Source organism: Flavobacterium sp. (assembly GCF_036405015.1).
Taxonomy (GTDB): Bacteria; Bacteroidota; Bacteroidia; order Flavobacteriales; family Flavobacteriaceae; genus Flavobacterium.
In genome coordinates this window covers 26,378-46,183 of sequence record NZ_DASWYK010000165.1, presented here as the reverse complement: position 1 = coordinate 46,183, position 19,806 = coordinate 26,378, and the positions used below count along the sequence as shown (strand labels likewise).

The following is a 19,806-nucleotide window of genomic DNA, read 5'->3' as shown; positions in this document are numbered from 1 at the left end:
TTCCTACGGAATGAATAACAAAGCCTTGAATAATCAGGGCTTTGTTATTCTTATATATTCAGACATCAAAAATATTCCATTAGGAATATCTCGTCGGTAAAAAAAATTATTGCCATTGTAAATATGTCCTGTAGGGACATTTGATTTTACGAAAATGCATTCGTCAATTAATAAAACATTCCTACGGAACATCTATTTCGTTCTACCAACGAAACAATCCTACGGAATGAAATCTAGAAAATGAAATTTCTTTTCATAAAAAAAGCCCTGATTATTCAGGGCTTTGTTCTTTTTGCATATTTAATAAATATGCCATATTTGCTATTACGTGATCGTGTTTCTTGACAAACGAATTTTCTTCGTTCCAAACATATCCTGCTAAAACAGCACATATTTTTTCTTTTACTTCTGGATTTTCAGGCTGATGGAAGAATAACGTCTGAAGATTTCCTGTGTACCATTCTTGTACATAAGTAGTGAAAACGGCAATTCCGCGTTTCATGTATTGTGTAAATTCCACTTCCCAATCAACCGGAATTCCTTGTGATTCTTTCAGATATAATTTTGCTGCCAACATTCCAGATTCTGTTGCAAAAGCTACTCCAGAAGAAAAAACTGGATCTAAGAATTCTGAACTGTTTCCTGTTAAAGCAAAACCATCGCCATACATTCTTTTCACCGCTCTTGAATAGTTTTCTAATTTAACTGGATCAAACAAAAATTCTGTTCCTTTAAATCTTTTAATATAATAATCTGATTTTTGAATAGCATTTCGCAACGCCTCAGCATTATCTTTATTTTCAGAGAGAGAATTGATAAAATCTGTCGGACCAACCACTCCTAAACTTGTATTTCCGTTTGAGAAAGGAATTACCCAAAGCCAAACTTCAGTTTCCAAAATATCAAAAGAAATTTGCGTTCCTTCTTCTCCTTCTTCCCTATTAATATCTTTTACGTGAGTAAAAATAGAAGAATGCGGATCTAATTTTGACGGCGTATCTAAATCTAAAAGTCTAGGAAGAACGCGTCCGTATCCGCTTGAGTCGATTATAAAGTTGGCGTGAATTTCTTTTAAATTCCCGTCTTTGTCTTTTACAATAGTTTTTGAATTTTTTCCTTCAAAAGAAACTTCCAGAACTTCGGTTTCAAATTCCAAATCAATTCCTTTTCGCACAATTTCCTGAGCCATTGTGTTGTCAAAATCAGCTCTTGGAACCTGCCAAGTCCAATCCCAACCTTCTCCAAATTTTTTACTGAAATCGAAATTGCAAATTTCTTCACCTCTAATAAAACGAGCTCCTAATTTTTTTTCGAAGTTCATTGCATCAAGCGCGTCAAACAATTCTGCCTCAGCAAAATGATCCATAACACGCGGAATAAGGCTCTCACCTACCACAAGTCTCGGAAACTTTGTTTTTTCTACAACTTTAACTTTTACGTTGTTTTTAAAAAGATACGATGCCGAAACACATCCGGACGGTCCTGCACCAATCACTAAAACATCAACAAACTCCTTTGTCATATTAGAATTATTATCATTAATTAACCTACATTTGCCATCATCAAAATAACTACATTTATTTTGATAAATAAAATTAAATTAGCACAACCAAAAACGATTTGATGAATACAATAAATGAATATTTAAGTTTAGCAGAATTTGAAGCCATAATCTTTGGTAAAAACAAAGTTGCCATAAGCGATGTGGTTTTAAATCGAGTAAACGAAAGTTTTAATTTCTTGAAAGAATTCTCAGGAAACAAAGTAATTTACGGAGTAAATACTGGCTTTGGTCCAATGGCTCAATATAGAATTAAAGAGTCTGATCAAATTCAACTGCAATATAATTTAATTAGAAGCCACTCTTCGGGAACTGGAAAACCTTTAAATCCAGAATGTGCAAAAGCGGCAATTCTTGCAAGACTTAATACCCTTTCTTTAGGAAATTCAGGTGTTCATTCTTCTGTTATTCATTTAATGGCAGAATTAATCAATAGAGATATTACACCTTTAATTTTTGAACACGGTGGCGTTGGTGCCAGCGGAGATTTAGTTCAATTATCTCATTTAGCTTTAGTTTTAATTGGTGAAGGTGAAGTTTTTTATAAAGGAAACAGACGTCCAACAGCTGAAGTTTTCGAAATTGAAGGTTTAAAACCAATTCAGGTAGAAATTAGAGAAGGTTTGGCATTAATCAACGGAACTTCTGTAATGACAGGAATTGGAGTGGTAAATGTGCACTATGCTTCAAAATTATTAGATTGGTCATTAAAAGCTTCTTGTGCTATCAATGAATTGGTTCAAGCTTATGACGATCATTTCTCTGAAGAATTAAATCAAACCAAACGTCATAAAGGACAACAAGAAGTGGCTGAAAGAATGAGAAAAAATCTTTCTGACAGTACGTTGATCCGTAAAAGAGAAGATCACTTATATTCTGGTGAAAATACAGAAGAAATATTCAAAGAAAAAGTTCAAGAATATTATTCTTTAAGATGTGTTCCTCAAATTTTAGGACCAGTTTTAGAAACGATCAATAATGTAGCTTCTATTTTGGAAGACGAATTTAATTCTGCAAACGATAATCCGATTATCGACGTTAAAAATAAACACGTTTATCACGGCGGAAATTTCCACGGAGATTATATTTCGTTAGAAATGGACAAACTAAAAATCGTTGTTACTAAATTAACAATGTTGGCAGAACGTCAATTAAATTATTTATTGAATTCAAAAATCAACGAAATTTTGCCTCCATTTGTAAACTTAGGAACATTAGGGTTTAATTTCGGAATGCAGGGAGTTCAATTCGTTGCCACTTCAACAACTGCAGAAAACCAAATGTTATCAAACCCAATGTATGTTCATAGTATTCCAAACAACAATGACAATCAAGACATTGTAAGTATGGGAACAAATGCTGCTGTTATTACATCAAAAGTGATTGAAAATTCGTTTGAAGTTTTGGCTATCGAATTAATTACAATCGTTCAGGCCATTGATTATTTAGATCAAAAAGATAAAATTTCGTCTGTTACTAAAAAATGGTACGACGATATCAGAAATATAATTCCAACATTTAAGGAAGATCAAGTAATGTATCCTTTTGTTCAAAAAGTTAAGGATTATTTGATCAACAGCTAGAAATTGACATACAAAATAGGCCCCAAAAGTTTTAGTTTTTTAATCGTTAAACATTGAATTTTTAAAATCATGAAAAAGACACTTATTTTTTTACTGCTGGTAAGTATTCAATTTGTTAATAGCCAAGAATTAGCATTAGTTAAAAAGAATTCCAAAATTGGATATCTCTCTAAAGACGGATCTTTTAAAATCGAGCCTCAATACAAATCGGCTAGAAGTTTTTCTGAAGGTTTGGCTGCTGTAGAAAATGGCGGAAAATGGGGTTTTATCGATACCAAAGGAACTTGGGTAATTCCAGCCGATTTTAAAGATGCTAAAGATTTTAACAACGGAATAGCTGTTGTACAAAAAGATAAAGAATGGGTTTATATTAATACAAAAGGAGAAATCCAAAAAGCACCTGCTACAGATAAAGTATTTGATTTTAATGATGGTGTTGCTTTTATCAGACAAAATAATAAGGTTGGACTGATCAACAATAAAATGGTTGTTGTCTTAGAACCAAAATACGATCAGATCAAATCTTTTGAAAATGGTTATGCCAGAGTTGAACTGAACAAAAACTGGGGAATCATTAATACGCAAGGAAAAGAAATGGTTGAACCAGCTTATGCTGAAATCGGAAACTATTTTAAAAACACAACTTGGGCAAGAAAAGAGAAAACTTTTGGTCTAGTGATTGGTGGAAAATTTACTCCAGTTGATGGCGCAGAAAAAATCTGGGATTTTGAAACTCAAGATTTGACTTATGCTAAAAAGAACGGAAAAATCGGTTACATTGATTTAAAAGGAAATTGGGCAATTCTTCCTATTTATGATAAAGGAAAAGCATTCTCAAAAAATCTGGCTCCTGTTTTAGTTGGAAAAAAATGGGGATTCATCAATCCAGAAGGAAAATTTGTTATTGAACCAACTTACAATGATGCAGAAGTTTTTAGTACAAACGGTCTTGCTCCAATAAAAGAAAGCAACTGGGGATTCATCAACGAATCTGGCAAATTGGTTATTCCAACACAATACGGAATTACGACAAACGCTATTATCGCGATGTTTACGCAACAAGATAAAGGATTTATTGATGGTGTTGCCAGAGTAAAAAATGAAGGAAAATGGGGATTTCTTAAACCAGACGGAACAGTTTTAGCCAACCAATGGTTTGAAAATGCTGAATTGTTTTCAAAATCAGAGAAAGCTCAACCTGTTGCTGCTCCAGCCGAAGCCCCAAAACAAGAAACAAAAACAACCAAACCAGCTGCTAAATCGGCAACGAAAACTGCAGTTAAGAAAAAGAAATAAATTTCACTTATGAAATGTGTATTAGTAACAGGCGGTTCTAGAGGAATCGGAAGTGCTATCTGCAAAAAATTAGCCGTAGAATCTGATTATCATATTCTGATTAATTATCATTCGAACAAAACAGCTGCCGAAGAAACATTACAAGAAATACAAAATTTAGGTGCAACAGGAGAAATTTTAGGTTTCGACGTAGCCAATTTTGAACAAGTACAAAACGTTCTTACACAGTGGCAGGAAGAAAATCCAAACGCTATTGTTGAAGCAATTGTAAACAATGCTGGTATTACAAAAGACGGTCTTTTTATGTGGATGACGCCACAAGACTGGAATAGTGTGATGAATACAAGTACGAACGGTTTTTTTAATGTAACACAGTTTTTCATTCAAAAAATGCTTCGTAATAAATATGGCCGAATTGTAAACATCGTTTCAGTTTCTGGCGTAAAAGGAACTGCAGGACAAACTAATTATTCGGCTGCAAAAGGTGCAATTGTTGCTGCTACAAAAGCATTGGCACAAGAAGTAGCAAAACGAAATATTACTGTAAATGCAGTAGCTCCAGGTTTTATCAAAACGGATATGACAAGCGAATTGGACGAAAAAGAATTACTAAAACTAATTCCGGTAAACCGTTTTGGCGAAGCCGAAGAAGTGGCAGATTTGGTAAGCTTTTTGATTTCTAAAAAAGCAAGTTATATTACAGGAGAAATTATAAACATAAACGGAGGAATTTATTCTTAAGAATACTATGTTTGCATATTATTTTAAGTTTTTGTAAAAAATTTGAAATTGCTCACAAAGACGCCAAGTCGCTAAGTCTTATTTAAAAACTTAAAAAAGAAAAAGCTTGGCGTCTTTGCGACTTTGCGAGATAAAAAATTGTGCCTTTGTTCAAAAAATTACACTTTAAGGATTAAAAAATTACTTTGAAAGACGATGAATAGAAGAGTTGTAATTACTGGAATGGGAATTTATTCTTGTATCGGAACTTCTTTAGACGAAGTAAAAGATTCGCTATACGAAGGAAAATCTGGTATTCAGTTTGATTCTGAACGTAAAGAATTTGGTTTTCAATCAGCCTTAACGGGAATGGTTCCAAAAGCCGATCTTAAAAATTTATTGACTAGAAGACAACGTATGAGCATTGGTGAAGAAACCGAATATGCTTATATGGCTACTATAGAAGCATTGAAAAATGCAAATATCGACGATGCTTTTTTTGATGAGCACGAAGTTGGTATTATGTACGGAAACGACTCTGTTTCTAAAGCAATCATCGACGCAACAGATATTGTTCGCGAGAAAAAAGACACCGCTCTTATTGGTTCTGGTGCCATTTTTAAATCGATGAATTCTACCGTAACAATGAATCTTTCTACGATTTTTAAACTTCGTGGAATCAATCTTACCGTAAGTGCTGCTTGTGCTAGTGGTTCGCATTCTATCGGTTTAGCTTATTTTTTAATAAAAAGCGGTTTTCAAGATATTGTAATTACTGGCGGTGCTCAGGAAATCAACAAATACGCCATGAGCAGTTTTGACGGCTTAGGTGTTTTTTCTAACAGAGAAATTGATCCCCAAAAAGCTTCAAGACCTTTTGATGCTGATCGCGACGGATTGATTCCGAGTGGTGGTGGTGCTACTTTAATTCTCGAAAGTTACGAATCGGCTGTTGCACGTGGCGCCAATATTATCGCAGAAATTGTCGGTTACGGATTTTCATCAAACGGTGGACATATTTCTACTCCAAACGTTGAAGGCCCAGCGACAGCAATGACTCGCGCACTGGATGATGCCAAATTAAAAGCTTCAGATATCGAATACATAAATGCACATGCAACCTCAACTCCTGTTGGTGATGCAAACGAGGCCAAAGCTATTTTTGAAGTATTTGGAGAAAAAAATCCTCCTGTAAGTTCTACAAAATCTATGACAGGCCACGAATGCTGGATGGCGGGAGCCAGCGAAATAATCTATTCTATCTTAATGATGCAGCACGATTTTATCGCACCAAACATCAATTTAGAAAACCCTGATGAAGATGCTTCAAAATTAAATTTAGTTAAAACTACGTTAAACAAAAAATTTGACATATTTTTGTCCAATTCTTTCGGGTTCGGAGGAACCAACTCGGCGTTGGTGGTTAAAAAGTTTAAATTGAACGATGAATAAAGAAGAGATTATAGCAAGAATAAATGGTTTTTTAGTTGATGAATTTGAAGTAGACAATGACGACATTGAACCAAATGCTAATTTAAAAGATACACTTGGGTTAGATAGTCTGGATTATGTAGACTTAGTTGTTTCAATTGAATCTAACTTTGGTGTAAAACTGGTTGAAGCAGATTTTGTTGGAATTTCTGATTTTCAAAGTTTTTATGACCTAATCGAAACTAAAATCAAAGCCAAATCAGCTTAAATGAGTCAATGGGATGGCAAATCCAAAGGAACTGTTTTAGGTTATAGAATATTCGTTTTCTTAATTCAGAAAGCGGGTGTCAAAGCCGCCTACGTCTTACTTTACTTTGTTGCTTCTTATTATTTTTTATTTCTAAGAAAAAGCAACAGAGCTATTTTTTATTACTTTAAAGAAAGACTTCAATACTCCTATTTCAAATCCAAAAAAATGGTTTTCAAAAGTTACTACACTTTTGGACAAACTATTATTGATAAAGTTTCGATTTCTGCCGGAATGCGAAATAAATTCACTTACGAATTTGACGGAATCGAAACTCTCAAAAAATTATTGGCTGAGAAAAAAGGTGGTGTACTAATTAGTGCTCATGTGGGTAATTTTGAAATTGCCGAACATTTTTTGGGAGATATTGATCTCAATTTCCAAATCAACCTTGTTACTACAGATTTAGAACATTCTGCCATTAAAAATTATCTGGAAAGTGTTTCTCAAAAACCAACTGTAAAATTTATTATCATCAAAGAAGATTTGTCTCACATTTTTGAGATTAACGCTGCTTTGGCCAATAACGAATTAATTTGTTTTACTGGTGATCGTTATTTTGAAGGAACAAAATCTTTAACGGAAAACTTTTTAGGTAAAGAAGCCAACTTCCCGGCAGGTCCATTTTTAATTGCTTCAAGATTAAAAGTACCAGTTGTATTTGTATATGTAATGAAAGAACCAAATCTTCATTATCATTTATATGCCAGAGAAGCCGAAGTAAAACACCGTGACGAAAAAGGACTTTTAAAAGAATATGTAAAAAGCGTAGAAAGCATTCTACAGAAATATCCTTTGCAGTGGTTTAATTATTTTGATTTTTGGAACGATATAAAATCTTGATTTTTTAGCTACAAAATCACGAATTTCTCTAATTCTTTAGACAGATTTTTCAATTTAAATTACACTAATTTTCCCTAATTAGCGTCTCCATACAATCATATTCTTTACATAAATTGTAATTCGTAAAATTAATTACAATATAATGTACTCATCACTCCTATATTTTGAATAATTCGTGAATTAGTGGCTAAAAAAACCCTTCATCGAAATAAGAAAATTCGTTTAAATAAATTTACTTATTTTTGCTCACCACCAAAGCCAAAAACCTAAATGAAAAATGTACTCATAGTCTATTATTCTCAATCTGGACAACTAGAATCTATTGCACGAAACATTGCAAAGCCTTTTCTAAATTCAGATGACATAAAACTGACTTTTCATGAAATACAATTAGAAAAGCCATTTCCTTTTCCTTGGAATAAAGACTCCTTTTTTGATGCTTTCCCAGAATCTTTTTTACAGATCCCAACCGCATTAAAACCTGTTCCTGATGAAATTTTAAATACAAAATTCGATTTGGTTCTTTTTCATTATCAGGTTTGGTATTTATCGCCTTCGATTCCTATTAATTCGTTTCTGAAAAGTGAAGATGGTAAGAAAATCTTAAACAATACACCAGTTATCACTATCAGCGGTTCCAGAAACATGTGGATCATGGCTCAGGAAAAAATCAAAGTATTACTAAAAGAAGCAAATGCCAATTTGGTTGGAAATGTAGCTTTGGTAGATCGTGTTGGAAATTTAATCAGCGTAATTACAATTGTAGAATGGATGTTTTCTGGGGTTAAGAAAAAATATTTAGGTATTTTTCCGCTTCCAGGGGTTTCAGATAAAGACATACAGGAATCCAGTCAGTTTGGAGAAATTATGCTGGATTCTTTTAACAAGAATAATTTAACCGATTTACAACCCAAATTAGTAAATGCGGGAGCTGTAAAAATAAGTTCCTATTTAGTGACTGTTGACAAAACGGCCAATAAAATTTTTAATAAGTGGTCAAATATCATTTATAAAAATGAAAAAAAGCGAAAACAGCTGCTTAAAGTATTTAATGTTTATTTATTCCTTGCAATATGGTTAATTTCACCAATAGTGTATATATTGCACCTTATTTCCTACCCTTTAAAATTAAATACCATAAAAAAAGAAACTCAATATTATCAGGGAGTTTAGAAGAGATTTAGATTATGTTTGAAGTATACATTACAAAAGCTGCAAAATATTTGCCAAACGAAGCTGTTTCTAACGATGAAATGGAAGCCTATTTAGGTCTTATAAATGATACTGCTTCAAAAGCAAGACGTATTATTTTGCGCAACAATAAAATTACAAGCCGATATTATGCTGTTGATAAAGACGGAAAAAGCACTCACAGCAATGCTGAATTAACGAGAAATGCTATTTTACCATTATTCGACGAAAATTTTACGCCTCAGGATTTAGAAGTACTTTCATGCGGAACCTCAACCCCGGATATCTTTTTGCCTTCTCATGCTGCAATGGTTCATGGTTTATTAAAAAATAAATCGGTAGAATTAAACTCTTCAACAGGAGTTTGTTGTGCTGGAATGAACTCTTTAAAATTTGGTTTTCTTTCTGTTAGATCTGGAAATTCAAATAATGCAATCTGCACAGGATCTGAAAAAGTTTCAACTTGGCTGAATGCTCAAAAATACAATCACGAAGCAGAAAACTTAAAAAATCTGGAAGAACAGCCAATCATTGCTTTCAAAAAAGATTTCTTAAGATGGATGCTTTCTGATGGTGCTGGCGCTTTTTTATTAGAAAATAAACCAAGAGGGCCAATTTCTCTTAAAATAGAATGGATGGAAGCTTTTTCGTATGCTTACGAATTAGAAACCTGCATGTATGCTGGAGGAGATAAATTAGAAAATGGAGAAATCAAAGGATGGAGCGATTATGCGCCAGAACAATGGTTAAACGAATCTGTTTTCTCAATCAAACAAGATGTAAAATTATTAGATGAATTTATCCTGTCAAAAGGTGCAGAAAGCATGAAAGACGCTATGGATAAAAACAATATCAAATCTGAAGATATTCAATATTTCATTCCTCACGTTTCTTCTAACTTCTTTGTTGAAGGATTGAAAAAAGGACTAAACGAAAAAGGAATTGGAATGAGTGACGAAAAATGGTTCATGAATCTTTCTAGAGTAGGTAATGTAGGTTCTGCCTCTATTTACTTGGCTTTAGAAGAATTAATGAATTCAGGAAACTTGAAAAAAGGAGATCACATTCTTTTATCTGTTCCAGAAAGTGGAAGATTTTCTTTCGCGTATGCGTATTTAACAGTTTGCTAATGGAAACAATGGCGCTTTTAGAAAAAGAAACAGTCGAAAATTTACTGCCTCAAAAGTTTCCTTTTGTGATGGTTGATGCTATGCATTCTTATACTGAAACTTCTTTGGTTTCGGGTTTAAAAATTCAAAGCGATAATATTTTTACTGTTGAAAATACATTTCTAGAAGCAGGTTTAATCGAACATATGGCACAATCTGTGGCATTGCATACGGGTTATCAATATTTTTTAAAAAACGAAATTGCTCCAACGGGCTATATTGGATCTATTAAAGAAATTGAAATTAAAAAGCTCCCACAACTAAACGATACGATTCAGTCTGAAGTAACGATTCTACAGGAATTTGCCGGAATTACTTTAGTTGATATTGTTACTTTTTTAAATAATGAAGAAATTGCCAGAGGACAAATGAAAACCGTTTTGGCAAAATAAAAGCAATAATGAAAACTACTTCTGCTGTTGACATACAAAATTACTTACCACACCGAGCGCCAATGCTTATGGTGGATTTGATTTTGGATATTGATGCCAACTTTGTAGAAACTGTATTTTTGATCAAAGAAGACAATATTTTTGTTCAGAATGATGTTTTTAATGAAGCAGGTTTAATCGAAAACACTGCACAGACTTGTTCTGCAATTGTTGGAAAAAAGTACTTTTTTGAGGAAGACGGAACAGAAAATGAGAACATAAATGTAATTGGGTTTATCAGTGCTTTAAAAAATGTAAAAATTCATGCATTACCAAAAGTTGGTGATTCTATTATAACCAAAGCCGATTTGGTTTCTAAATTTACTGGAGACGATTACACTTTATGCACGATGAACTGTCAAAGTTCTGTCGAAGACCAGATACTCTTAGAATGTGAAATTAACTTGTTCATTCAGAAAACAGTTTCGGTGTAATGGATTTAAAAAAAATCATTTTACATTTAGCAATCCGCATCGGGATTTTGGTTCTCTTACTCACAGCTGTTTTCTTATTTTGGTATTTCACTTATGATCCTCATAAATATTGCGACGAAACCGGACACAGACATGTAGACGGAGGATTAGGATTATTCATCATTGGATTTTTAATAACCCAGATGTTTTATATCGGAATGCTGATAGAAATGATTTATTTGTTTGTGAAGAAAAAGAAAGTTCTAGCTTTCGCAAACCTCGGATTTTTAATAATTAGTTTAAGTATAGCTGCAGTCTGTACGCTTCTAATGAATTAAATTAGCAAAATGGAAAAAGACAAAGTACCACAAGATCAAAGCAATTTAACGAAAAATAACGTAAAAGAGCTTTTATACGCAACCGACGAAAATGGTAATTATACCACAACTTTAAGTACGGGTTGGGAGCCAAAAACAATTGCACTTTCAAATTCTATTGACGAAATAAACGAAAGAATTGCCGATGCCAAACAACAAGTTTTAGATGGCGAAGTAAGTCCGATTGTGTATTTTATGGAAGTCAACAAAATGGATCTTACGATTTTATCCAGTTATGTAGGATTCTGGAAATGGCGTGTAAAAAGGCATTTTAAACCAAGCATTTTTGCAACTTTAAGCGATAAGATTTTGCAGAAATACGCCGATACTTTTGGAGTATCTATTGAAGAATTAAAAAATAGCATTACCAAATAAATGGAATTAACTTTCACACATCATCAGTCTGCTCATTGCGAGAATGGAGTAGCTTCAAATCTGCTAAAAAACAGCGGACTAAACATTAGCGAACCGATGGTTTTTGGTATTGGCTCAGGTTTATTTTTTGTTTATCTGCCTTTCATAAAAGTCAATTATGCGCCAGCAATTAGTTATAGAACTTTGCCTGGACAGATTTTCAATAAAGTTGCCAATCGTTTACATTTAAAAATAAAAAGACAAAAATTTTCTTCTGTAGCAAATGCTAACAAAGCTTTAGACGAAAATTTAAAAAATAATATTCCAACCGGATTACAAGTTGGCGTTTACAATTTAAGTTATTTTCCAGACGAATATCGTTTTCATTTCAACGCACACAATTTAGTGGTTTACGGAAAAACCGAAACCGAATATTTGGTGAGCGATCCTGTAATGGAAACCGTTACGACTTTAACTTATGAAGACATGAATAAAGTACGTTTTGCCAAAGGCGCTTTTGCACCTCGCGGACAAATGTATTATCCAATTCAGATTCCAAAAGACGTTGATTTAAAAAGTGCCATCATTAAAGGAATCAAAAATACGTGTCGAGATATGTTGGCGCCAATGCCAATTGTTGGTGTTCGCGGAATCAAATTTGTTTCCAAGCAAATTAGAAAATGGCCGATAAAACACGGAACTAAAAAAGCCAATCATTATTTGGCGCAAATGGTTCGTATGCAGGAAGAAATTGGAACTGGAGGCGGTGGTTTCCGTTTTATTTATGCGGCATTTTTACAGGAAGCTTCTGTTGTTTTGGCTAATGAAGAACTGAAAGAACTTTCTAAAGAAATGACAAAAATTGGAGATTCATGGCGAGATTTTGCTGTTGAAGCTTCGCGAATTTACAAAAACAGAAGTGCCAAAGAAGATGCTTACAATACTATTGCCGATGAACTTTTGGACATTGCCAATAGAGAAGAAATCTTTTTCAAAAAATTAAAAAAAGCGATCAGCTAAAATCATATTTTGCAGTCTATCATTCAAATAGAATCCCTTTCGAAAAAGTACAAAAATGCAGAAATGTATTCTTTGAACAATGTTTCGTTAAACATAAATGAAGGTCAGATTTTTGGTTTACTTGGACCAAACGGCGCTGGAAAAACCACTTTGATTTCTATGCTTTGCGGATTGGTAAAACCAACTTCAGGACATTTTACAATTGATGGTTTAGACTATCAGCATCATTCTTCAAAAATTAAAAAAATTATTGGCGTTGTTCCTCAAGAATATGCACTTTATCCAACTTTAACAGCTAGAGAAAATCTGCTTTATTTTGGAAGCATGTACGGTTTGAAAGGTTCCGACTTGAAAGACAAAGTAATTGAAGCTTTAGATCTTTTGGGTTTATTGAAATTTGCCGATAAACAAGTTCAGACTTTTTCTGGCGGAATGAAACGTCGTGTGAACCTGATTGCAGGAATTCTTCATAAACCAAAAGTTTTGTTTTTGGATGAACCTACTGTTGGTGTCGATGTGCATTCTAAAACGGCTATTATTGATTATTTAAAAGTTCTAAATCAAAACGGAACTACGATTATTTATACGTCGCATCATTTGGCTGAAGCCGAAGATTTCTGTACGCAAATTGCCATTTTAGATCAAGGACAAATTTATGCACAAGATACTCCGTCGGCATTAATTGAAGCTACAAAAGAGGCTCGAAATCTCGAAGATGTTTTTATTTCATTAACTGGTAAAGCTTTGAGAGATGGTTTATAAAATTTGGATGTCGGTAGTAAAAGAATTCCTTTTGCTAAAAAGAGATTTAGGCGGATTGATTATTTTATTTGTCATGCCTTTGGTTTTGGTCATTGCCGTAACCTTAATTCAAGACAGCACTTTTAAAGCTGTTACGGATTCAAAAATCCAGATTCTTTTGGTCGATAAAGACAAAGGAGCTGTTTCGAAAACCGTTTTTGAAAATTTAGAAAAAAGCAACTATTTTACCGTTGTAACACAAATTGACAATCAACCGATTACCGAAGAAATTGCCAAAGAAAATGTGTACAAAGGAAAATTTCAACTAGCAATCATAATTCCAGAAAATCTAAGTTCTGATTTACAAGCCAAAGTGGATCAGAATGTAGAAAAAATTGTCAGCAATTTAGGTTTGACCGATAGCATTGCAACTGCTGAACCTCAACGTGTCATTAAAGAAAAAGAAGTAAAACTGTATTTTGATCCAGCAGTTCAAATGAGTTTCAAAAATGCAGTAATGAGTTCGATCGACAAAATGATTTCGCAGATTGAAACCAAATCGATTTATTCGACTTTTCAAAAGCAATTAGGAGAAGACACAATCGATTTTGAGCAAAAAAGTTTTATCTCTTTTAAAGAAATAATTCCGAGAATCAACAACAAAGAAGTACGTCCGAATTCCGTTCAACACAACGTTCCCGCTTGGACACTATTTGCTATCTTTTTTATTGTTATTCCGTTATCGATCAATATTGTAAAAGAAAAATCACAAGGAACTTTTGTTCGATTAAGAACCAATCCTGTTTCCAATTTGATTGTGATTATTGGAAAAACCATCACCTACTCGATCATTTGTATGATTCAGTTTTATATGATGGTTGCCGTTGCCGTTTTCTTATTTCCATCAATCGGATTGCCTTCTTTAAATATCGAAGGACATTTCTTTTTGACCAGTGTTGTAGCCTTATTTTCAGGTTTTGCAGCAATCGGCTTCGGAATTTTATTAGGAACTGTTGCAAGCACGCAAGAACAATCTGCTCCTTTTGGCGCTACAAGTGTGATTATCTTAGCTGCAATTGGAGGCGTTTGGGTTCCTGTTTTTGCAATGCCAAAAGTCATGCAGTATATTGCAAAATCTTCTCCTATGAATTGGGGATTAGAAGCTTTTTATGACGTGTTGCTTCGTAGCGTTTCTTTCGTCGAAATCATTCCAAGAATAACTTTGTTATTTTTGTTTTTCATTATTACAACTTCCATCGCATTATTTTATGATAAAAAGAAAAGAGCAGTTTAACGAGGCTACAGACTTGACCGTTTCACACGAAATTAGAATTCGTTTTAACGAAACAGATCCGCTTGGAATTGTTTGGCACGGAAACTATATCACGTATTTTGAAGATGGACGCGAAGCATTTGGACGTGAACACGGACTTACTTATCTAGATATTGCCGCTACGGGTTATACCACGCCAATTGTAAAATCGACCTGCGAACATAAATTGTCTTTGCGTTATGGCGATGTGGTTACTATAGAAACAACGGTTGTTGACACGCCAGCCGCCAAAATGATTTATCGTTTTAAAATTATTGATGATAAAGGAGAAGTAGCTTGCACTGGCGAAACGACTCAGGTTTTTTTAGATAAAGACGGAAATTTAATGCTGACAAATCCTCCTTTTTATGAAGAATGGAAAAGGAAAGTTGGGTTGTTGAAATAGTACGTTTTCCTGCAAGGTTTTCAAAACCTTGTAGGTATAATTTCTAAACAAATCAATAAAACGAAATCAAAGAAACCTACAAGGTTTTGAAAACCTTGCAGGAGAAGAAAATTAAAATTGAAAATGATAAGAGAAATATACATTACCGAAACGAATTGTATCACGCCTTTAGGTTTTGATGTGGAATCAAATATCGAAGCGATTCTTCGTGGCGATTCTGGAATTCAGTTGCATAATGATGTTTCTTTAATGCCAAATTCGTTTTATGCTTCTATTATCAATGATGAAAAAATAAACAATGCTTTTGCAAAAATCAGCACCGAAACAAAATATTCCCGTTTAGAAAAAATGATGATTTTAGCTTTAGAGCCTATTATCAAAAATGCTAAAGTCGAATTAAATTCAAAAACCGCTTTTATACTTTCTACTACAAAAGGAAATGTAACAGCTTTACAACACAATTCTGAGGAAAGTTTTAACAACGCACATTTAGATGTTTTGGCAAAAAATGTTGCCGATTTCTTCAAGTTTCAAACACAACCAATCGTAGTTTCAAATGCTTGCGTTTCTGGAGTTTTAGCCGTTTCTGTTGCTAAAAGAATGATTCAATCTGAACTTTATGATAACATTTTTGTTGTTGCTGGCGACGAAGTTTCAGAATTTGTTTTGTCTGGTTTTAATGCTTTCCAAGCGATGAGCGAACTGCCTTGCAAACCGTATTCTAAAAACAGAACCGGCGTAAGTTTAGGCGAAGCAACTGCAGCAGTTTTAGTTTCGGCGGAAGCCAAAAATGCCAAAATAAAAGTGATTGGCGACAGTTCAATAAACGACGCGAATCATATTTCGGGACCTTCAAGAACAGGTGAAGGTTTGTTTAGAAGTATTCAGAATGCTTTGAAAGAAGCTCAAATTGAAGCGAACAAACTAGATTATATTTCAGCACATGGAACCGCAACGCCTTATAACGACGAAATGGAAGCGATTGCTTTAAATCGTTTAGATTTACAAAACGTTCCAATTAATAGTTTAAAAGGATTTTACGGTCATACATTAGGCGCTTCGGGATTATTAGAAACTGTAATTGCCATAGAATCTGCCAATCAAAATAAGCTTTTTGAATCTAAAGGTTTTGATGAAATCGGCGTAAGCGAATCTATAAATGTGATTGAGAAAAACGAAGAAAAGAATATTGAATATTTCCTGAAAACAGCTTCTGGTTTTGGAGGTTGTAATACGGCTGTGGTTTTTGAGAAAGTGAAACACTAATTACACAAATTTTCACGAAATAATAAGTGTCAATTCGTGAAATTCGTGTTTAAATTAAAAAAATGACAAACAAAACCAACATACAATCCTACATCAAAATCGAAAACAACGAAATTGTTCTCAACGGAACTGCTGTATTCAAAATCGAGCCAACCGATTTTGCAGATTTTGCCAAACAAGCGTATCGTAATTTTGAAATGCAGTATCCAAAATTTTTCAAAATGGATGCTTTGAGCAAACTGGCTTTTTTAGGATCAGAACTGCTTTTGAGTCCGATTGTTTCTTCGGAAAAGGAAAATAATATCGCTTTGGTTTTGGCCAATAAATCATCGAGTTTAGATACCGATGTAAAATATCAGGAATCCATTTCAGACAAAGAAAACTATTTTCCGAGTCCGGCGGTTTTTGTTTATACACTGCCAAATATTTGTTTGGGCGAAATAAGTATTCGTCATCAGCTAAAAAGTGAAAATTCTTTCTTTATATTTGACACCTTTAACACCGAATTTATGTCGAATTATTCCAATATTCTTTTGAATACGAATAAAGCAGATACAGTTTTGTGTGGTTGGGTAGAATTTTTTAATGACAGTTATAAAGCTTTTCTTTGTACCATTAGTAGAACAGAAAACACAGAATATAAAAACGAAACTATCAATACATTATATAATAAATAATCATGGAAGCATTAAAAGAAGAATTAAAAAACAAAATCATAACTACTTTAAACCTTGAAGATATCGCAGTTGAAGACATTGCAGATAACGATCCTTTGTTTGGAGACGGTTTAGGTTTAGACTCCATTGATGCACTTGAATTGATCGTGATTTTAGATAAAGATTACGGAATTAAATTAGTTGATCCGAAAGAAGGAAAAACTATTTTCCAATCTATCGAAACTATGGCAGCTTATATCAGCGCAAATAGAACTAAATAAATTTTAGATTTCAGACTTTAGATTTTAGATTTCTTAAACCGAAATATTAAAATCTAATTCAGATACTACATCAACTTTGTCAAAGTTCAAAACTTTGACAAAGTTCAAGAAAATCTAAAATCATAAATCTAAAATCTAAAATGACAAGAGGTGTTGCTATAACGGGAATGGGAATTATTTCTGCGATTGGTAATTCGGTTGAGGAAAATTATATTTCGTTGATCGAAAACAAAATCGGCGTTTCTCGCATTCAAAATATTTCGACTGTTCATGCAGATGTTATCAAAGTTGGCGAAATCAAAAAAACCAACGATGAACTTATCAGTGAACTTCAGTTAAACGAGAATAATAATTTCTCCAGAACCGCTATGATTGGCACTTTGGCAGCAAAACAAGCTGTTGAAAATGCCGGCATTACTGCTATCAATGAGTTTAGAACTGGACTTATTTCGGCTACAAGTGTGGGCGGAATGGACATGACAGAAAAACATTATTACGATTATTTCGAAAAACCAGAATTAGTAAAATATATTACTTGCCACGACGGCGGTGATGTTGCCGAAAAAATTGCGGAAGAATTAGGTTTAAAAGGAATGGTAACCACCATTAGTACCGCTTGTTCGTCTGCAGCCAATTCTATTATGCTGGGTGCAAGATTAATCAAAACAGGAAAATTAGATCGCGTAATTGTAGGCGGAGCCGATGCTTTGGCAAAATTCACCATCAACGGATTTAAAACTTTGATGATCTTATCTGATGATTACAACAAACCTTTCGATAATAATAGAAAAGGATTAAATCTTGGAGAAGCAGCCGCTTTTTTGGTTTTAGAATCAGATGAAGTTGTTGCCAAACAAAATAAAAAAGTTCTGGCAAGAGTTTCGGGTTACGGAAATGCAAATGATGCTTATCATCAAACTGCTTCTTCAGAAAATGGAGACGGTGCTTATCTGGCAATGAAAAAAGCATTTGAAGTTTCAGGTTTAAAACCTTCTGAAATTGATTACATCAACGTACACGGAACGGCAACACCAAACAACGATTTATCTGAAGGAAGAGCTTTACGTCGTATTTATGAAGACGAAAAAGTTCCTGATTTCAGTTCTACAAAACCTTTTACGGGACACACTTTAGCTGCCGCTGCTGCAATTGAAGCTGTTTACAGTGTTTTGGCCATTCAAAACAATATCGTTTATCCGAATTTGAATTTTGAAACTCAAATGGAAGAATTTGATTTGACGCCACAAACTGTTGCAAAAAATAAAACTATCGAACATGTTTTATCGAATTCTTTCGGATTTGGAGGAAACTGTTCAACCCTTATATTTTCAAAAAGCTAATGAAGAAAACATATATAAATGGAGTAGGCTGTATTTCGACTCAAAAAACATTTGATACCGTTTTTTTGGAAGAAGCTGTTGTAAATCATGATCAAAATGTACTGGCAATTGTTTCGCCTGCTTACAAAGAATATATATCGCCTGCTGCAAGTCGTAGAATGGCGAAAGGTGTAAAAAACGGAATTGTTGCTTCGGCTTTAGCCATGAAAGATGCAAACATTGAGAATGTCGATGCTATTATTACCGGAACTGGTTTAGGATGTATTGAAGATTCTGAAAAATTCCTGAAAAGTATTTTAGATAATAAAGAAGAGTTCTTAACTCCAACTTCTTTTATTCAATCTACTCATAATACCGTTGGCGCACAGATTGCACTTTTACAGCAATGTAAAGGTTATAATTTCACTTATGTGAATGGTGCAGTTTCTTTTGAGTCGGCACTTTTGGATGCCAAAATGCAGATTGAAGAAGAGGAAGCAAATTCAATTTTAGTGGGCGGTGTAGATGAAAACGGCGATTATACGACTGCCCTTTTCAAGTTAAACGGAAGAATTAAAAAAGATAATGCTGCTCCTTACGATGTTTTAACTTCTTCTACAAGCGGAGCCGTTTATGGTGAAGGTGCAAGTTTTTTTGTTTTAGAAAATGAAAGAAAAGACAATACATACGCCGAACTTTTGGATGTTGCGATTATCAATACTTTAGAAGAAAATGAAATTGAAACAGAAATAAAATCTTTTCTAAAAGCTAATAGTTTGGAAGTCTCAGATATTGATGCTTTAGTTTTAGGTTTTGACGGAAATGTGAATTTCGAAAATTATTATAGAAATCTAGCTGAAAATGCTTTTGCCCAAACTCCTGTTTTGTATTACAAACATTTGAGTGGTGAATATGATACAGCCTCGGCTTTTGCTTTTTGGATGGCTTCTAAAATTTTAAAAACTCAGGAAATTCCAGAAATTATAAAAGTAAATTCGGTTGCAAAACCAGTTTACAAAACTATTTTATTGTACAACCAATTAAGCGGGAAAAATCATAGTTTTACGTTACTTGCAAAATGATAACGCATAAAAACATCTCGATATTTTTTATCCTTTTATTGCTTTTA

The 19,806-nt window shown here is 33.7% G+C and carries 22 protein-coding genes; 21 read left to right on the top strand and 1 reads right to left on the bottom strand.

The features are described from left to right. Positions 1 to 271 precede the first annotated feature (271 nt). Positions 272 to 1,522, bottom strand: coding sequence for an NAD(P)/FAD-dependent oxidoreductase (locus tag VGE71_RS13430; protein WP_331138795.1), 1,251 nt, complete (start codon positions 1,520 to 1,522; stop codon positions 272 to 274). 101 nt (positions 1,523 to 1,623) lie between these two features. Here VGE71_RS13430 and VGE71_RS13425 point away from each other — a divergent pair, with 101 nt between their 5' ends. From VGE71_RS13425 to VGE71_RS13325, 21 genes are all read left to right on the top strand, one after another. Continuing rightward, complete coding sequence (locus VGE71_RS13425; protein WP_331138794.1) at positions 1,624 to 3,144, top strand: aromatic amino acid ammonia-lyase; 1,521 nt, start codon at positions 1,624 to 1,626, stop codon at positions 3,142 to 3,144. Positions 3,145 to 3,213: 69 nt separating this feature from the next. Next, positions 3,214 to 4,440 carry a WG repeat-containing protein gene (locus VGE71_RS13420; protein WP_331138793.1) on the top strand — a complete coding sequence of 409 codons (1,227 nt, stop codon included), beginning with the start codon at positions 3,214 to 3,216 and terminating at the stop codon, positions 4,438 to 4,440. A gap of 9 nt (positions 4,441 to 4,449) precedes the next feature. Beyond that, a complete protein-coding gene (gene fabG, locus VGE71_RS13415; RefSeq protein WP_331138792.1) occupies positions 4,450 to 5,181 on the top strand; it encodes a 3-oxoacyl-ACP reductase FabG in 732 nt (243 codons plus the stop codon). A 195-nt stretch (positions 5,182 to 5,376) separates the two neighbouring features. Further along, on the top strand, positions 5,377 to 6,612 hold the full coding sequence (locus VGE71_RS13410) for a beta-ketoacyl-[acyl-carrier-protein] synthase family protein (RefSeq protein WP_331138791.1): 1,236 nt from the start codon (positions 5,377 to 5,379) through the stop codon (positions 6,610 to 6,612). Continuing rightward, positions 6,605 to 6,859 (top strand): acyl carrier protein, encoded by a 255-nt coding sequence (locus VGE71_RS13405; protein ID WP_111284457.1) that lies wholly within the window; start codon positions 6,605 to 6,607, stop codon positions 6,857 to 6,859. Before VGE71_RS13410 ends, VGE71_RS13405 begins: the two co-directional genes overlap by 8 nt. After that, positions 6,860 to 7,741 (top strand): lipid A biosynthesis acyltransferase, encoded by an 882-nt coding sequence (locus VGE71_RS13400; protein WP_331138790.1) that lies wholly within the window; start codon positions 6,860 to 6,862, stop codon positions 7,739 to 7,741. A 270-nt stretch (positions 7,742 to 8,011) separates the two neighbouring features. After that, a complete protein-coding gene (locus VGE71_RS13395) occupies positions 8,012 to 8,914 on the top strand; it encodes a dialkylrecorsinol condensing enzyme DarA (RefSeq protein WP_331138789.1) in 903 nt (300 codons plus the stop codon). A gap of 14 nt (positions 8,915 to 8,928) precedes the next feature. Then, positions 8,929 to 10,062 (top strand): beta-ketoacyl-ACP synthase III, encoded by a 1,134-nt coding sequence (locus tag VGE71_RS13390; RefSeq protein ID WP_331138788.1) that lies wholly within the window; start codon positions 8,929 to 8,931, stop codon positions 10,060 to 10,062. Further along, positions 10,062 to 10,493 carry a hypothetical protein gene (locus VGE71_RS13385; protein ID WP_331138787.1) on the top strand — a complete coding sequence of 144 codons (432 nt, stop codon included), beginning with the start codon at positions 10,062 to 10,064 and terminating at the stop codon, positions 10,491 to 10,493. The genes VGE71_RS13390 and VGE71_RS13385 overlap by 1 nt, the downstream gene beginning before the upstream one ends. Before the next feature lie 8 nt (positions 10,494 to 10,501). Further along, positions 10,502 to 10,966 carry an ABC transporter permease gene (locus VGE71_RS13380; RefSeq protein ID WP_331138786.1) on the top strand — a complete coding sequence of 155 codons (465 nt, stop codon included), beginning with the start codon at positions 10,502 to 10,504 and terminating at the stop codon, positions 10,964 to 10,966. Then, complete coding sequence (locus VGE71_RS13375; RefSeq protein WP_331138785.1) at positions 10,966 to 11,283, top strand: hypothetical protein; 318 nt, start codon at positions 10,966 to 10,968, stop codon at positions 11,281 to 11,283. Before VGE71_RS13380 ends, VGE71_RS13375 begins: the two co-directional genes overlap by 1 nt. A gap of 9 nt (positions 11,284 to 11,292) precedes the next feature. After that, entirely contained in the window at positions 11,293 to 11,697 is a 405-nt protein-coding gene (locus VGE71_RS13370; RefSeq protein ID WP_331138784.1) for a hypothetical protein, read from the top strand. Then, positions 11,698 to 12,696 (top strand): BtrH N-terminal domain-containing protein, encoded by a 999-nt coding sequence (locus VGE71_RS13365; RefSeq protein ID WP_331138783.1) that lies wholly within the window; start codon positions 11,698 to 11,700, stop codon positions 12,694 to 12,696. It begins immediately after the preceding gene. 63 nt (positions 12,697 to 12,759) lie between these two features. After that, positions 12,760 to 13,458 carry an ABC transporter ATP-binding protein gene (locus tag VGE71_RS13360; protein WP_331138782.1) on the top strand — a complete coding sequence of 233 codons (699 nt, stop codon included), beginning with the start codon at positions 12,760 to 12,762 and terminating at the stop codon, positions 13,456 to 13,458. Then, positions 13,448 to 14,731: an ABC transporter permease gene (locus VGE71_RS13355; protein WP_331138781.1), complete on the top strand. Its 1,284-nt coding sequence runs from the start codon at positions 13,448 to 13,450 to the stop codon at positions 14,729 to 14,731. Before VGE71_RS13360 ends, VGE71_RS13355 begins: the two co-directional genes overlap by 11 nt. Beyond that, positions 14,706 to 15,155 carry an acyl-CoA thioesterase gene (locus tag VGE71_RS13350; protein WP_331138780.1) on the top strand — a complete coding sequence of 150 codons (450 nt, stop codon included), beginning with the start codon at positions 14,706 to 14,708 and terminating at the stop codon, positions 15,153 to 15,155. Before VGE71_RS13355 ends, VGE71_RS13350 begins: the two co-directional genes overlap by 26 nt. A gap of 123 nt (positions 15,156 to 15,278) precedes the next feature. Next, positions 15,279 to 16,421 (top strand): beta-ketoacyl-[acyl-carrier-protein] synthase family protein, encoded by a 1,143-nt coding sequence (locus VGE71_RS13345; RefSeq protein WP_331138779.1) that lies wholly within the window; start codon positions 15,279 to 15,281, stop codon positions 16,419 to 16,421. 62 nt (positions 16,422 to 16,483) lie between these two features. Then, positions 16,484 to 17,098, top strand: a complete 615-nt coding sequence (locus VGE71_RS13340) for a 3-oxoacyl-ACP synthase (RefSeq protein WP_331138778.1) — start codon at positions 16,484 to 16,486, stop codon at positions 17,096 to 17,098. Positions 17,099 to 17,100: 2 nt separating this feature from the next. Further along, positions 17,101 to 17,358 (top strand): phosphopantetheine-binding protein, encoded by a 258-nt coding sequence (locus tag VGE71_RS13335; protein WP_068841663.1) that lies wholly within the window; start codon positions 17,101 to 17,103, stop codon positions 17,356 to 17,358. 140 nt (positions 17,359 to 17,498) lie between these two features. Next, on the top strand, positions 17,499 to 18,698 hold the full coding sequence (locus VGE71_RS13330; protein WP_331138777.1) for a beta-ketoacyl-[acyl-carrier-protein] synthase family protein: 1,200 nt from the start codon (positions 17,499 to 17,501) through the stop codon (positions 18,696 to 18,698). Beyond that, the gene (locus VGE71_RS13325; protein WP_331138776.1) at positions 18,698 to 19,759 is read left to right on the top strand and encodes a beta-ketoacyl synthase N-terminal-like domain-containing protein; all 1,062 of its coding nucleotides are present in this window, start codon (positions 18,698 to 18,700) and stop codon (positions 19,757 to 19,759) included. The genes VGE71_RS13330 and VGE71_RS13325 overlap by 1 nt, the downstream gene beginning before the upstream one ends. Positions 19,760 to 19,806: the final 47 nt, after the last annotated feature.

What these genes read in the sequence shown, in the direction of transcription:
- VGE71_RS13430 (WP_331138795.1), bottom strand. Translation starts at nt 1,522, where the DNA reads ATGACAAAGGAGTTTGTTGATGTTTTAGTGATTGGTGCAGGACCGTCC.
- VGE71_RS13425 (WP_331138794.1), top strand. Translation starts at nt 1,624, where the DNA reads ATGAATACAATAAATGAATATTTAAGTTTAGCAGAATTTGAAGCCATA.
- VGE71_RS13420 (WP_331138793.1), top strand. Translation starts at nt 3,214, where the DNA reads ATGAAAAAGACACTTATTTTTTTACTGCTGGTAAGTATTCAATTTGTT.
- fabG (WP_331138792.1), top strand. Translation starts at nt 4,450, where the DNA reads ATGAAATGTGTATTAGTAACAGGCGGTTCTAGAGGAATCGGAAGTGCT.
- VGE71_RS13410 (WP_331138791.1), top strand. Translation starts at nt 5,377, where the DNA reads ATGAATAGAAGAGTTGTAATTACTGGAATGGGAATTTATTCTTGTATC.
- VGE71_RS13405 (WP_111284457.1), top strand. Translation starts at nt 6,605, where the DNA reads ATGAATAAAGAAGAGATTATAGCAAGAATAAATGGTTTTTTAGTTGAT.
- VGE71_RS13400 (WP_331138790.1), top strand. Translation starts at nt 6,860, where the DNA reads ATGAGTCAATGGGATGGCAAATCCAAAGGAACTGTTTTAGGTTATAGA.
- VGE71_RS13395 (WP_331138789.1), top strand. Translation starts at nt 8,012, where the DNA reads ATGAAAAATGTACTCATAGTCTATTATTCTCAATCTGGACAACTAGAA.
- VGE71_RS13390 (WP_331138788.1), top strand. Translation starts at nt 8,929, where the DNA reads ATGTTTGAAGTATACATTACAAAAGCTGCAAAATATTTGCCAAACGAA.
- VGE71_RS13385 (WP_331138787.1), top strand. Translation starts at nt 10,062, where the DNA reads ATGGAAACAATGGCGCTTTTAGAAAAAGAAACAGTCGAAAATTTACTG.
- VGE71_RS13380 (WP_331138786.1), top strand. Translation starts at nt 10,502, where the DNA reads ATGAAAACTACTTCTGCTGTTGACATACAAAATTACTTACCACACCGA.
- VGE71_RS13375 (WP_331138785.1), top strand. Translation starts at nt 10,966, where the DNA reads ATGGATTTAAAAAAAATCATTTTACATTTAGCAATCCGCATCGGGATT.
- VGE71_RS13370 (WP_331138784.1), top strand. Translation starts at nt 11,293, where the DNA reads ATGGAAAAAGACAAAGTACCACAAGATCAAAGCAATTTAACGAAAAAT.
- VGE71_RS13365 (WP_331138783.1), top strand. Translation starts at nt 11,698, where the DNA reads ATGGAATTAACTTTCACACATCATCAGTCTGCTCATTGCGAGAATGGA.
- VGE71_RS13360 (WP_331138782.1), top strand. Translation starts at nt 12,760, where the DNA reads ATGTATTCTTTGAACAATGTTTCGTTAAACATAAATGAAGGTCAGATT.
- VGE71_RS13355 (WP_331138781.1), top strand. Translation starts at nt 13,448, where the DNA reads ATGGTTTATAAAATTTGGATGTCGGTAGTAAAAGAATTCCTTTTGCTA.
- VGE71_RS13350 (WP_331138780.1), top strand. Translation starts at nt 14,706, where the DNA reads ATGATAAAAAGAAAAGAGCAGTTTAACGAGGCTACAGACTTGACCGTT.
- VGE71_RS13345 (WP_331138779.1), top strand. Translation starts at nt 15,279, where the DNA reads ATGATAAGAGAAATATACATTACCGAAACGAATTGTATCACGCCTTTA.
- VGE71_RS13340 (WP_331138778.1), top strand. Translation starts at nt 16,484, where the DNA reads ATGACAAACAAAACCAACATACAATCCTACATCAAAATCGAAAACAAC.
- VGE71_RS13335 (WP_068841663.1), top strand. Translation starts at nt 17,101, where the DNA reads ATGGAAGCATTAAAAGAAGAATTAAAAAACAAAATCATAACTACTTTA.
- VGE71_RS13330 (WP_331138777.1), top strand. Translation starts at nt 17,499, where the DNA reads ATGACAAGAGGTGTTGCTATAACGGGAATGGGAATTATTTCTGCGATT.
- VGE71_RS13325 (WP_331138776.1), top strand. Translation starts at nt 18,698, where the DNA reads ATGAAGAAAACATATATAAATGGAGTAGGCTGTATTTCGACTCAAAAA.